This is a genomic window from Rubritalea profundi (assembly GCF_002954445.1).
Classification (GTDB): Bacteria; Verrucomicrobiota; Verrucomicrobiia; order Verrucomicrobiales; family Akkermansiaceae; genus Rubritalea; species Rubritalea profundi.
On the sequence record NZ_MQWA01000001.1, the window covers coordinates 2,532,652 to 2,544,860 of the forward strand.

A 12,209-nucleotide genomic window follows, 5' to 3' on the forward strand; every position below is an offset into this window, starting at 1 on the left:
GCTCCTAGAGGTGTTATGTTTTACGAATTAAGTTTTATGAGTAAGCTTGGAACTCTCTGGTGAAAACTGCAATGTGGCGGTCGACGGATTTGTTTGGAGCATCGGTGATAATACGGGATCTTGGGTTGCGGATGCTGGTGGTGAGTTTGCCGCCCATCGCGCTGATGGCTTGGACGGCCTGCAGGTGCTCGCGATCGAAGTAGGAGCTGATTACTAGAATGCCATTATCGCGTAATCTGTGGAGAGCGTTGTCGTAGATCCTATGCCAAGACTCTGCACCATTCCAGTAGTTCTGGTGGCGGATGAAGGCTACGTCATAGGGGCCATCTAGCTGATGGATGTGCGCTATCTGGCTGGCGTCTTGGGTGTAGAATTGAGCTTTAGCAGCCAGCATCTTGCCCCAGCGTTGTTTTGCTTCGCCTATTTCACGGTTGCGGATGTCGATACCTGTGATCTCTAGCTGCTGGCAATGTGGCGCGAGTGAATCCGCAAGGATGCTAGTCTCGTCAGCCCGGCCGCAAGCCATGTTGAGTAATCTAATTTCTAACTGAGCGCTACGGAAGTGCTCCGCTAGGAGTGGAGCCAGCAAAGACCTGAGCTGCCGGAGGTCATCTTGCGTGTGTGGGTTAGAAAAGGGTAATGGCATTGGCTGTTGTACTCTTAGCGTAGCCGACGTGGATTGACGATGGATAGTTTCAGAGTTTTGTTTATTTGGGTGAACCGCAGCATAAAATGTTGGGGAGTTGAGCTGGCTGTGCTAGAAATTGGGTATGAAGTGCTGCTTTCAAATTCTTGTCGCTGTAATATGGGCTCAATTTCTTTTTGCAACTGATGAGGCGCCAGCTGACTCACCGCCGCCGGTTGTGAGTGGTGATAGCTATGCTGGCAAGGTTGTTGTGTTGAAGGTGGGAGAGAAGTCGCTGATGAATAAGCACTCTTTCAAATACTGGCGCAAAGTGATGCGACGCGCTCAGGACGAGAAGGCGCGTGCGATCATTTTCGATATAGACACACCCGGCGGTTATGCGGGGGAGACTGCAGACTTGATCACGCGGGTGATGCCAGACCTGACGATCCCATCGATTGCTTTTGTGAACCCTGAGGCTACGAGCGCGGGGTCGATGATTGCCTTTGGTTGTGATAAAATTTACATGCACCCGCGTGGGACGATCGGTTCTACTGGGATTGTTTCTGGTGGTGGTGGCGAAATTGAACCAGTGATGCGTTCAAAGATCGAATCACTCTTTTCTTCCTATGTGAAGATAGTGGCGAAGGAAAAGGGACGGAATGCGGACGTGATGAAGGCGATGATGTTTCGCGATCAGGAATATGAATTTGCGGATGGCAAGGTGAAGGTGGTGAAGGGGGAGTTGCTTAATTTGATAGCCGATGAGGCGGTGTTGATGCACGAGGGTAAGCCGTTGTTAGCTGATGGAATTTGTGAGGATATCGAGGCTGTTCTTGCGGCTGAGGGAATGGAGGGCGTGGAAGTCGTAAATGCCGAGCCGAAGGGCTTGGAGGCATTTGCTAGCTGGGTCGGGATTGTGTCGCCAATATTGATTAGTATTGGGCTGTTGGCCTTATTTATGGAATTTAAGACGCCGGGCTTGGGAATCTTTGGTTTAGTGGCTTTAGTGGCGTTTTCTTTGTTCTTTGTCGGAAATAACCTCGACGGCAATTTTTCGGGAACTGGTTTGTTCGTGTTGTTTATCGCGGGTTTGGTTCTCGTGATCTTGGAGTTTTGGGTGATCCCTGGAACCTTTATTGCTGGTGCTGTTGGGGTGGTGATGATGGGAGTTTCCTTGGTTTTCGCGATGGTCGACGTTGATATGCTAGATAGTTTCAAGGATAGCAAAAACGGGCTGATAAGCTTTAGCGCGCTAGTGGGCTATCCAATTATTTATATGACGGTTGGGCTGAGTGTTGCGTTGTTTGGTAGTATTTTTGTCATGCGTTATCTACCATCTATGCCGATGTATAATGCTCTGTCTGTGAGTGAAGAATTGGCCGCTGGGACTGGTGAGGAAAATCACAATGCCGAGTTGATTGGCCAGCAGGGGGTCGCGGTCACGGAATTGCGACCATCAGGCCGAGTCAAGATTGGTGACTCGGAGTATGAAGTGGCTTCTCAGCATGGATTTGTAGAGGCCGGAACACCGGTAAAGGTAGTTTCTGCCGATGGAATGAGGATTTTAGTGGATCTAGTGGGCTGATATTTGTTTGCATAGAGGAATGCAGGGAAATAGTTCATTTCAAGCCACCCGTTGGACCTTGGTTCAACGAGTTAAAGAGGCCAACGCCGCGGATGCACAAGAGGCTCTCAATGTGCTTTGTAGTATGTACTGGAGGCCTCTCTACGCGTTTGCTCGTGGCTATGGCCGGAGCATGGAAGATGCTGAGGACGTGGTGCAGGGGTTTCTTGCCAAAGGGATAGAGAAGGCATTATTTTCTGCGGCTGATCAAGAGAAAGGAAAAATGCGTACCTTTTTGCTGACAGCTTTCAAGCGCTACCTGCGAGACGAGCACGTAAAGAGCGTTGCTCTCAAACGTGGTGACGGAAAAGTGGATACTACTGACATTGCGGCTGAGGAAGAACGTTGGGCAGATAGTAAGGCGGTTGACCCTACAGTAGGCTTCGATAAACGCTGGGCGATCATTGTGGTCGAGAGCGCACGCGAGCAACTTGAGAAAAAGTATGCGAGCGAAGGAAAATCTGATCTTTATGAGGCTCTGGCTGGCAGCCTGACTGGTGAGCTAGAAGAAGATTACCAAAGTATTGCTGATCGCTTGGAGGTGTCACTCTCGGCAGTCAAAGTGGGAGTGCACCGTTTGCGTAAACGCTTTGGAGAAATGCTCCGAGCTGAGATTGTGGAGACGATTGGTGAGGGCGAGGATGCTGATCAAGAGTTACGTTACCTGATTGGTATTTTAAGCGACTAAGCGGAGAGCTTTTTTTGTGATGGGAGACAGTTTATTAGATAAGTTAGATGCGCAGAAGATGCTGGCGTGGGCATTGACTGAGAAGCTCGATGGAGTAGGGACGTCGGCTGACCCAGATCTTCCAGGTTTCGACATCCTGGGTGTCCTCGGGCGCGGAGGGATGGGAACCGTCTATAAGGCGATGCATCACGGCTTAGATCGAATGGTGGCGCTGAAGGTCTTTACCGCCCGAGGTGGCGAGCAAGATTTATTTATTGAGAGGTTGAAGCGCGAGGGGCGCTTGATGGCTCAACTGGAGCATCCAAATGTCCTAGGGATTTATGATGGAGATGTACTGAGTGATGGTACTCCCTATCTAGTGTTAGAGTATGTCAATGGCGAGGATCTGCAGGAGCGCATTTACGAATGCAAGCGGCTGAAGTTGAAGGAATCCATCCGGATAGTAGTCAAGGTCTGCAATGGCTTGTCCGCGGTGCACTCGCTTGGGGTGATTCACCGCGACATCAAGCCTGCCAATGTCTTGCTTGGAAAAAATGGTTCAGTGAAGGTGACGGACTTCGGAGTGTCGAAGGAAACGACGACTGATAATAATACAGCATTGACGATGACCGGGACTGCGATTGGAACTGTCGACTACATGTCTCCTGAGCAATCCAATGGTGGAGTCGTGGATGAACGGGCGGATATATATAGTGTAGGAGTGCTGCTCTACGAAATGATCGCTGGAGTAACGCCGAGAGGTGCATTCGAGCCGCTCGGGAAGTTTGGAGCACCGAAAGAGCTGGAGAAGCTGGTGATGCGTTGTCTCCAGCGTGACCCTGACAAGCGGCCGGCCTCGGCAGCTAGCGTGGCCCAGCAGTTAAAGAAAATCTATAAACAACTCCGTGGCCGCAAGGTGCGCAATGCTAGTTCTGGAATTTATTCAGGGCTGGCTGGTGTGGCGTGCTTGGGGGTTTTGGCGATGTTTATCGCGAGGGGAATGCGGGAGCTGGAGACTTCCTCAGCGGATGAGTTGGCTGCTTCAGAGCTGACTGCCACGTCCGAGCTTCCTGTTGTCACAGACCGTAAAGTTAGAGGGTGGGTAGATCTGTGCGATGGGCTCGATGTTGTCACAGCCACTCGGAATGGTCAGTGGTGGAATGCCGACGGGACACTTATTTCCAACGATAAGCCAGCTACTTTAATTCAACTCAATCAGCGGCCGACAGGTGCCTATACTATTGAGTATGCTTTTACTCGAGTGTCAGGTGACGGAGACGTTGTAATGATCGTGCCGAGTTCTATCGGCTTGCTCACAGTCAGCCTCGGAACTAATTCGATGCAGATTCCAGAGTTAGGAAAGCATACCCGTGGGCTGGCTGAGCAAAAAATTCACAATCTCCAGTTGGGAGTTGTCTACCATGTCGTGATTGATGTCACGGATTCGGAGATTGTGGCGCGAGTTGATGACCAGACCTTGGAGGCTTGGAGTCTCGATGCTCAGGAGAAAAATATACAAGGAAAGTGGAGTCGGGCGGAGGCTGGGAAGCTGGCTCTCGGAGTGGATGGTTCGCAAGTCCTTTTCAGTCAGTTGCTTATGCAGCTCAAATAAACAGCTATTTTGTATAAATTCATGGATATTTTGGTAGCCATGACCCTGTAGTTACTATGGGTGGCACAGAGGTGCTTAAGATTTATTAATTACCTTGGACGTGTGCTGATTCAGCTTGGTGAAATTCAGCGGGTTGTGGGAATTTGTAGACGGCTTGAGGTTAGCTGAAAATCTCCCAAAATAGGGCTTGCCAGATCGCATTTGCTGAATAGAGTCGCCGCCCCACAAAGTGTCTTGAAATATGTATTTCGAGCCATTTTCATCGAGAAATTAACAAATAGTAAACAATGCCGACTATTAATCAGCTCGTCCGCTACGGACGTAAAAAACCAGTAGAGCAGTCTAAGTCACGTGCTCTCAACTCCTGCCCACAGCGTCGTGGTGTCTGCCTTCAGGTAATGACACGCACGCCAAAGAAGCCTAACTCAGCTCTCCGTAAGGTAGCCAAAGTACGTCTTACCAATGGTAAGGAAGTAATGGCTTACATCGGTGGTGAAGGTCACAACCTTCAGGAGCACTCAATCGTCCTCGTTCGCGGTGGCCGAGTGAAGGATCTTCCAGGTGTACGTTACCACATCGTTCGCGGTGCTCTTGATACCCTTGGTGTCGCAAATCGTAAGCAGTCCCGTTCTAAGTACGGTGCTAAGCGTCCTAAGAAGTAATCCACTTCAATCTAATCAATTTAAATAACTAACTGAAATTTCATTATGGCACGCCGTAGAAAAGTTCACGCAAAAAAAGATCGTCGCGACGCACGTTACGACAGCCAACTCGTTGGCACACTCATAGCTAAGGTAATGAGAGACGGTAAACGCTCAATCGCTGAGCGTATCGTATACAACGCAATCGAAACTGCAAACGACGGTGTCGATACTGTTGACCCTCTTGAGGTCATCACTCGCGCTATCGAAAATGCTAAGCCGCGCGTTGAGGTTAAGTCACGCCGCGTTGGTGGTGCTACTTATCAGGTTCCTCTCGAAGTTGCTCCTGATCGTTCCGAGTCCCTCGCAATGCGCTGGCTCGTAACATTCGCCCGCAACAAAAAGGGTGTACCAATGCACAGAGCTCTCGGTAACGAGATAAAAGACGCAGCCAACAATACTGGTACTGCAGTGCGCAAGCGCGACGACATGCACAAGATGGCTCAGGCTAACCGTGCATTCGCTCACTTCCGCTTCTAATTGAAGCAAACATTGTAGAAGTAACACAATTCGCTCCGAATGTCCTCTGACCTCAATTCTTTAGACCGTCCATACCCGTTGCTGCAAACGCGCAACATCGGGATTGCGGCGCATATTGATGCGGGCAAGACGACGCTCACCGAGCGAATTCTCTTCTACACAGGCATGATTCACAAAATCGGTGAGGTGCACGATGGTGCTGCCACAACCGACCACATGGAGCAAGAGCGTGAACGTGGGATTACAATCACCTCAGCAGCGGTGACTTGTGAGTGGGTGCAAAAACCCAACGATGGTATTACCAAGCTTTTTCAAGGTGAAAAGCAGCGTGTCAATATCATCGATACTCCAGGTCATGTCGACTTTACCGCTGAGGTGGAGCGCTCTCTTCGTGTACTCGATGGCGCGGTCGTCGTATTTTGCGGTGTCGCAGGCGTTCAGCCACAGACTGAGACAGTCTGGCGACAAGCCAATAAGTATGACGTACCTCGTATCGTATTTGTGAACAAAATGGACCGCACTGGTGCAGACTTCGACAACGTGCTCAATGAAGTACGTGAGAAGCTTGGCGCTACGGCCGCGGCCGTCCTAATCCCTATCGGCTCCGAAGAAAGTCTTCGTGGCCAAATTGATGTGGTTAACCAAAAAGCAGTCATTTATTCGGATGATGACAAGATTGGTTCCACATTCACTATTGAAGAACTCGATAGTGAGTTGCAACTCACCGCTGAAACGGCACGTGAAGAACTTGTCGAGGTGGTAGCTGATCTCGATGATGTTCTTGGTGAGAAGTTCCTCATGGAAGAGGAAATTACAAATGCAGAGCTCAAGTCTGCTATTCGCCGTCTGACGATAGCGAATAAATTTATTCCAGTTTCTGGTGGATCAGCCTTTAAGAATAAAGGTGTTCAGTTTCTGGTGGATGCAGTGATCGACTACTTACCGAGTCCAGTCGATATTGTTCCAGCCAAAGGTCAAAAAGTTGATGATGAGGATGCTGTCGTTTTAGCACCCGCTGACGACAATGCGCCATTCTGCTCCCTAGCGTTCAAGCTGTGGGCAGACAAGTTTGTAGGCAAGCTTGTCTTTTTCCGTGTTTACTCAGGAACCGTTTCCAAAGGTGATATGGTTTTTAACCCGCGCACTGGTAAACAGGAGCGCGTTTCGCGTCTCATCCAGATGCAGGCAGATAAGCATATTGAGATAGAAACCTGCTACTCAGGTGATATCGCAGCTTTCGTCGGTATTAAGAATGTGACGACGGGTGACACGCTCTGCGCTAAGAAGTTCGATATCCTACTCGAGCCGCCCACATTTCCTGAGCCGGTTATTGCAATGGCTGTTGAGCCACGCACTAAAGCGGATCAAGACAAAATGGGGCTCGGCCTCGCGCGCCTTCAGGAAGAAGATCCTACATTCGTAGTGAAAACTGACGAAGACACTGGCCAATGCATCATCGCTGGCATGGGTGAACTTCATCTCGAAGTGATCGTCGATCGCCTCAAGCGCGAATTTAAAGTGGATGCCAGAACGGGTACCCCGCAAATCGCTTACCGCGAAACAATTTCAAAAAAATCCCCAGGATTAGGATTGCTGAAGAAGCAAACTGGAGGAACCGGACAATATGCTAAAGTAAACTTAGTAGTCAGGCCGGCAGAAAGAGGAACAGGCCTCACCATTGATAATAAGGTCACTGGTGGTGTTATTCCCAAAGAATTTATCAAAGCCGTCTACAATGGAATCGAAGATTCCATGATCAATGGAATCATCGCAGGATATCCTGTGGTTGACTTACACGTGATTATAGTAGATGGAGACGCCCACGACGTTGATTCCAACGAAAACGCATTTCACATGGCGAGTATATTCGCATGAGAGACGCATTGGAAAAGGGGAGTTCGCTCCTTTTGGAACCCGTAATGGATGTTGAGGTAACTACACCAGATGAATATCAAGGCGATATTCTAGGTGATCTCAACCGTCGCCGCGGTCAAATCTCCGGCATGGAAAGCAAAGGTGCAGCCTGTACGCTCAAGGCTACAGTGCCCCTCGCTGAAATGTTCGGATATATGACAGCACTTAGAACAATCTCATCTGGCCGTGCTTCATTTACTATGGAGCCGGCTAGTTTTGAACCAGTCCCACAGGCAATCGTCGATCAAAAGTTCGGCGAAAGCGTGTGAAAACAACAAATACAAATAAGGTAAAAACAACACATCTTCATTATGTCTAATCAGAAGATCAGAATCCGTCTCCGTGCCTATGACCATCGCGCAATCGATCGTTCAGCACAGGAGATCGTAGAAACTGCCAAGCGCACAGGCGCAAAAGTAGCGGGCCCGATTCCTCTGCCGACTCACGTTGAAAAATTCAGCGTAAACGCTTCTGTTAACCAGAACAAAAAGTCAGCCGATCAATTCGAAATCCGTACACACAAGCGCTTGCTTGATATCATAGATCCAACAGCACGCACAGTTGATGAGCTCAAAAAGCTCAATCTTCCCGCTGGTGTTGACATCACAATCCGTATCTGAGCCCTAAACTCGTAGAAATAAAATTACTATGTCACTCGGACTATTAGGTAAAAAAGTAGGCATGACCCGTGTATTCGATAAGGATGCAGGTATCATGATCCCAGTCACAGTTGTTGACGTTAAAGGCAATGAATTCCTCCAGGTGAAGACATCTGAAACTGACGGTTACTCCGCAGTTCAGGTTGGATTCGACGACCAAAAGGAAAGTCGCCTCAACGCACCAACTAAAGGTCACTTCAAAAAGCACAACGGAACAGCTAAAAAGTTGGTTCAGGAATTCCGCTTCGAAGACGACTCAGCACTTCCAAACACAGAAGAAGCTCACCCAGGTGCAGCTCTTTTCGAAGTTGGCCAAGTAGTTGACCTTATCGGTACCACGAAAGCCAAAGGCTTCCAAGGTGTTGTTAAGCGTTATAACTTCGCAGGTCAGCCAGATTCACACGGTCACATGATGCACCGCCGCCCAGGTGGTATTGGCGCTGGCACATGGCCAGGTCGCGTATGGAAGAACAAGAAGATGCCAGGTCGTCACGGTCAGTACCGTCGCACTGTTCAGAATCTTAAAATCGTTCAGGTTCGTGAAGAAGACGGTGTAGTCCTTATCTCTGGTGCAGTACCAGGTCACAAAGGTTCTTACGTTGTCGTCCGTCCAGGTGTTAAAGCGAACAAGAAGTAATCTTAAAATTTAGAAAGAATAACTGAAATGTCAGCTAAAACACTCACAGCAGCAGATGCAGCATCTGCTAACATTACTCTCGTTGAGGGACGTAAAGGTACTCAAGCAGTACACGACCTCATCATCGCATATCGCGCAAACCGCCGTTCTGGCACTGCTAACACTAAGACCCGTGCCGAAGTAAAGTGCACTGGTAAGAAGATGTACAAGCAGAAAGGAACTGGTAACGCACGTCACGGTGATCGTGGTGCTCCTATCTTCGTTGGTGGTGGTGTCGCGTTCGGTCCTAAGCCGCGTTCATACGCTAAGAAAGTTACTAAAAGCGTTCGTAAGCTCGCTCTTCGTCGCGTTCTCACATCTAAGATTGCAGCTGGTGAGGTTCTCACTGTGCCAGCATTCGAAGTTGCTGATGCCAAGACTAAGTCCTTCATCGCAGCTGTTGCTTCAATCACAGACGCAAAGAAGGTTCTCATTATAGCTCCTAGCTTTACTGAGCAGACTTACCTTGCCGCCCGTAACATCAAGATCGTTCAGCTCATCACTTCTGCGGAAGCGAACATCGAGCAGATCCTTCACGCGAACGCAGTGGTAATCACTGAGGACGCAATTGAAGCAATCGCCAAGCGTACTGCTTAAACCACTAATCGAAAAGAAAACGATGAAAGATATCTACAATGTAATCGACACTGTTCTTCTCAGCGAAAAAGCAACACTCCTTGCGGAGCAGAACAACGAATACGTGTTCAAAGTTGATCGCCGTGCGAACAAACTCGAAATCAAACGTGCAGTAGAGCAACTCTTCGGTAAGAAGGTTGAAGCTGTACGCACCTGCAACTATGCAGGTAAGTTGAAACGCCAACGCCGTAGCGATGCAGGACGCACCGCTAACTGGAAGAAAGCTATCGTACGCCTCAAAGAAGGTGACACACTTGATCTCATCTAAGCACCGAGATCGAACAATTATTAACGCTGAAAAACGAAATTCATTCGAAACTAATAGCGCATTATGCCTTTAAAAACATTTAGACCCTTCACCCCTTCAAACCGTTATAAGGTTTTACCGGGATTCGAAGAGATCACAAAATCAAAACCTGAGAAGTCGCTCACGCAGCCTCTCCCGAGAACTGGTGGCCGTAACAACCGCGGTCGTATCACTTGTCGACACATCGGTGGTGGTCACAAACGTAAGTACCGTCTTGTTGACTTCAAGCGTCGTAACTTCGGCGTGTCAGCAACAGTCGTAGCGATCGAGTATGATCCTAACCGTACATGCCGTATAGCACTGATTGAGTACACTGATGGACAGAAGAGCTATATCCTAGCTCCAGTTGGTCTTGAAGTTGGCGCTACAGTAGTATCCGGCCCAGATGTTGCACCTAAGGTAGGTAACGCAACAATCCTCAGTAACGTACCTCTCGGTACAAGCATCCATAACATCGAGCTCACTCCGGGTTCAGGTGGCAAGGTTGCTCGTTCCGCTGGTCAGGAAGCAATCCTTTCTAACCGCTCAGAAGAGTACGCACTCGTGAAGATGCCTTCCGGAGAAATCCGTAAGTTCAACCATAACTGCATCTGCACCATTGGTCAGGTCGGTAACCGCGATCACATGAACGAAGTCTCAGGTAAAGCTGGTCGTTCACGTTGGCAGGGCAAGCGCCCAACAGTTCGTGGTATGTGTATGAACCCTGTCGACCACCCTAACGGTGGTGGTGAAGGTAAGTCAAAATCTGGTGGTGGTCGTCAGCACCTCAAGTCTCCTTGGGGCCATGTTAAGGGTCAGAAGACTCGTAAGAAGATCAAGCACAGCGACAAGCTCATTGTGTCACCTCGCACTAAGTAACTTAATCTTATAACCATTTAACATTATGCCAAGATCACTCAAAAAAGGACCATTCGTGGACCAAAAGCTTCTTGATAAGGTAGATGCTGCTGTTGAAAGCGGTAACAAAAAGCCTATCAAAACATGGAGCCGCCGTTCAATGATTACACCTGACTTCGTGGGCCACAACTTCGCAGTACACAACGGCAAAACATTTGTTGCCGTCTACGTTACTGAGAACATGGTTGGACACAAGCTCGGTGAATTCGCACCAACCCGAATCTTCAAAGCTCACGGAGGAATCGGTAAGAAGTAATTCTTAGATCGTCTGATTTCATTTTATGCGCGTTTCTCAATTACTACCAGCAATCACAGGGGCTTCACTCCTGACTGCTGGTGTGGGTAGCGCGCAACAAAATGAAAATCGAGATGCTCGCCTATTAAGACTGGAAGCGAAAGTTGCCAGTCTTCAACAACATAACCAGACGCTCTCCAAGGCTCTTGCGCATGCTAATAAGCAAGAAGAAGTAGCCAACAGAGAGTTAGATGCAATCCGCTTAGATCTTGAAGCGCTCGGAACCTACCCACTAGGGATAGATGATGAACGACTCAAGCAGGCGGTGGCCAACCGCAAGGTTCTCGAGGATCGCAACAGCAAGCTGGAAACAGCAGCACTGAAGCTCACCAACCAGGTGCGTGAATACCTCAAGACCGCCTTTGCAGCTGACGCCGAAGCAAGACTAAATGTAGAATCTGCTATCAGAGGACTTGACGTTGAGCTCGGAATAAGGCACAAGCCGCGTCCCCAAGTAGATTTTGGCTCCCTTCAGGAAGCTAAAATCATCAGTATCGATAGCCAATCCGGCTTGCTGGTACTGAATGCAGGGGGAAAGCAGCAAGTGCGCATCGGCATGATGTTCCGTATCCTACGCGGTAACGGCCAAATAGCTGAAGCTATCATTGCTCGGGTTCGTCCAGATATATCTGGCGCCCTTGTAGTGACACTCGAAGACACAAAAAGCGCGGTTCGCCTAGGCGACATCGCATCAATCAAAACGATTAAATAATCAGGAATCAATCATCCAACGGAAACAAATCCATGGAAGTAAAATCAACATACAAATACGCTCGCGTCTCCGCTAAGAAGGCCCGCGACGTGGCCCGCGAAATCCAGGGTCTTCCTGTGTCCTCCGCACTTGACGCACTGAACTTTACACCAAAGAAATCAGCCGCTCTCATTGCTAAGACACTGAAGTCCGCCATTGCTAACGCAGAAAATAACTTCGAACTCGATGCAGATGAACTCATCGTAAAAGAAGCGACAGTCGGTGAAGGCCCAACATTCAAGCGTTTCAAACCACGTGCCCGCGGCTCCGCAGGTGCTATCCGTAAACGCACAAGTCACATCTTCATTACCCTTGCTCCAAAAGCAGAGGCTGAATCTACTAAATAACTTAAAGAACCAATA

At 48.9% G+C, this 12,209-nt stretch carries 14 protein-coding genes and 1 pseudogene; 14 read left to right on the plus strand and 1 reads right to left on the minus strand.

The window, feature by feature from the left end:
- Window positions 1–34 precede the first annotated feature (34 nt).
- Window positions 35–646: a methyltransferase domain-containing protein gene (locus tag BSZ32_RS11045; protein WP_105043461.1), complete on the minus strand. Its 612-nt coding sequence runs from the start codon at window positions 644–646 to the stop codon at window positions 35–37.
- A gap of 124 nt (window positions 647–770) precedes the next feature.
- Here BSZ32_RS11045 and BSZ32_RS11050 point away from each other — a divergent pair, with 124 nt between their 5' ends.
- The 14 genes and pseudogenes from BSZ32_RS11050 to rplV all read left to right on the plus strand — a co-directional run bounded on the left by BSZ32_RS11050 (window position 771) and on the right by rplV (window position 12,194).
- A complete protein-coding gene (locus BSZ32_RS11050; protein WP_105043462.1) occupies window positions 771–2,213 on the plus strand; it encodes an NfeD family protein in 1,443 nt (480 codons plus the stop codon).
- Between the two features lie 19 nt (window positions 2,214–2,232).
- Window positions 2,233–2,940 carry an RNA polymerase sigma factor gene (locus BSZ32_RS11055; RefSeq protein ID WP_105043463.1) on the plus strand — a complete coding sequence of 236 codons (708 nt, stop codon included), beginning with the start codon at window positions 2,233–2,235 and terminating at the stop codon, window positions 2,938–2,940.
- Between the two features lie 19 nt (window positions 2,941–2,959).
- Complete coding sequence (locus BSZ32_RS11060; RefSeq protein ID WP_105043464.1) at window positions 2,960–4,531, plus strand: serine/threonine-protein kinase; 1,572 nt, start codon at window positions 2,960–2,962, stop codon at window positions 4,529–4,531.
- A 287-nt stretch (window positions 4,532–4,818) separates the two neighbouring features.
- Window positions 4,819–5,193, plus strand: coding sequence for a 30S ribosomal protein S12 (rpsL, locus tag BSZ32_RS11065; RefSeq protein WP_105043465.1), 375 nt, complete (start codon window positions 4,819–4,821; stop codon window positions 5,191–5,193).
- Window positions 5,194–5,238: 45 nt separating this feature from the next.
- The gene (rpsG, locus tag BSZ32_RS11070) at window positions 5,239–5,712 is read left to right on the plus strand and encodes a 30S ribosomal protein S7 (protein ID WP_105043466.1); all 474 of its coding nucleotides are present in this window, start codon (window positions 5,239–5,241) and stop codon (window positions 5,710–5,712) included.
- Window positions 5,713–5,751: 39 nt separating this feature from the next.
- A pseudogene (gene fusA / locus BSZ32_RS11075) lies at window positions 5,752–7,895 on the plus strand (elongation factor G).
- A gap of 42 nt (window positions 7,896–7,937) precedes the next feature.
- Window positions 7,938–8,246 carry a 30S ribosomal protein S10 gene (gene rpsJ, locus BSZ32_RS11080; RefSeq protein WP_105043467.1) on the plus strand — a complete coding sequence of 103 codons (309 nt, stop codon included), beginning with the start codon at window positions 7,938–7,940 and terminating at the stop codon, window positions 8,244–8,246.
- Between the two features lie 28 nt (window positions 8,247–8,274).
- Window positions 8,275–8,922, plus strand: coding sequence for a 50S ribosomal protein L3 (gene rplC / locus BSZ32_RS11085; protein ID WP_105043468.1), 648 nt, complete (start codon window positions 8,275–8,277; stop codon window positions 8,920–8,922).
- A 27-nt stretch (window positions 8,923–8,949) separates the two neighbouring features.
- Window positions 8,950–9,558: a 50S ribosomal protein L4 gene (gene rplD, locus BSZ32_RS11090; RefSeq protein WP_105043469.1), complete on the plus strand. Its 609-nt coding sequence runs from the start codon at window positions 8,950–8,952 to the stop codon at window positions 9,556–9,558.
- Between the two features lie 22 nt (window positions 9,559–9,580).
- Window positions 9,581–9,865 (plus strand): 50S ribosomal protein L23, encoded by a 285-nt coding sequence (rplW, locus tag BSZ32_RS11095; protein ID WP_105043470.1) that lies wholly within the window; start codon window positions 9,581–9,583, stop codon window positions 9,863–9,865.
- A gap of 63 nt (window positions 9,866–9,928) precedes the next feature.
- Window positions 9,929–10,762, plus strand: a complete 834-nt coding sequence (gene rplB, locus BSZ32_RS11100; protein ID WP_105043471.1) for a 50S ribosomal protein L2 — start codon at window positions 9,929–9,931, stop codon at window positions 10,760–10,762.
- A 25-nt stretch (window positions 10,763–10,787) separates the two neighbouring features.
- On the plus strand, window positions 10,788–11,057 hold the full coding sequence (gene rpsS, locus BSZ32_RS11105) for a 30S ribosomal protein S19 (protein ID WP_105043472.1): 270 nt from the start codon (window positions 10,788–10,790) through the stop codon (window positions 11,055–11,057).
- A gap of 25 nt (window positions 11,058–11,082) precedes the next feature.
- Complete coding sequence (locus BSZ32_RS11110) at window positions 11,083–11,808, plus strand: hypothetical protein (RefSeq protein WP_105043473.1); 726 nt, start codon at window positions 11,083–11,085, stop codon at window positions 11,806–11,808.
- Window positions 11,809–11,840: 32 nt separating this feature from the next.
- Complete coding sequence (rplV, locus tag BSZ32_RS11115) at window positions 11,841–12,194, plus strand: 50S ribosomal protein L22 (RefSeq protein WP_105043474.1); 354 nt, start codon at window positions 11,841–11,843, stop codon at window positions 12,192–12,194.
- The last annotated feature ends 15 nt before the right edge of the window (window positions 12,195–12,209 follow it).

Excerpts from the sequence above, each read along its gene's own strand:
- BSZ32_RS11045 (WP_105043461.1), bottom strand. The coding sequence starts at position 646 with ATGCCATTACCCTTTTCTAACCCACACACGCAAGATGACCTCCGGCAG.
- BSZ32_RS11050 (WP_105043462.1), top strand. The coding sequence starts at position 771 with ATGAAGTGCTGCTTTCAAATTCTTGTCGCTGTAATATGGGCTCAATTT.
- BSZ32_RS11055 (WP_105043463.1), top strand. The coding sequence starts at position 2,233 with ATGCAGGGAAATAGTTCATTTCAAGCCACCCGTTGGACCTTGGTTCAA.
- BSZ32_RS11060 (WP_105043464.1), top strand. The coding sequence starts at position 2,960 with ATGGGAGACAGTTTATTAGATAAGTTAGATGCGCAGAAGATGCTGGCG.
- rpsL (WP_105043465.1), top strand. The coding sequence starts at position 4,819 with ATGCCGACTATTAATCAGCTCGTCCGCTACGGACGTAAAAAACCAGTA.
- rpsG (WP_105043466.1), top strand. The coding sequence starts at position 5,239 with ATGGCACGCCGTAGAAAAGTTCACGCAAAAAAAGATCGTCGCGACGCA.
- rpsJ (WP_105043467.1), top strand. The coding sequence starts at position 7,938 with ATGTCTAATCAGAAGATCAGAATCCGTCTCCGTGCCTATGACCATCGC.
- rplC (WP_105043468.1), top strand. The coding sequence starts at position 8,275 with ATGTCACTCGGACTATTAGGTAAAAAAGTAGGCATGACCCGTGTATTC.
- rplD (WP_105043469.1), top strand. The coding sequence starts at position 8,950 with ATGTCAGCTAAAACACTCACAGCAGCAGATGCAGCATCTGCTAACATT.
- rplW (WP_105043470.1), top strand. The coding sequence starts at position 9,581 with ATGAAAGATATCTACAATGTAATCGACACTGTTCTTCTCAGCGAAAAA.
- rplB (WP_105043471.1), top strand. The coding sequence starts at position 9,929 with ATGCCTTTAAAAACATTTAGACCCTTCACCCCTTCAAACCGTTATAAG.
- rpsS (WP_105043472.1), top strand. The coding sequence starts at position 10,788 with ATGCCAAGATCACTCAAAAAAGGACCATTCGTGGACCAAAAGCTTCTT.
- BSZ32_RS11110 (WP_105043473.1), top strand. The coding sequence starts at position 11,083 with ATGCGCGTTTCTCAATTACTACCAGCAATCACAGGGGCTTCACTCCTG.
- rplV (WP_105043474.1), top strand. The coding sequence starts at position 11,841 with ATGGAAGTAAAATCAACATACAAATACGCTCGCGTCTCCGCTAAGAAG.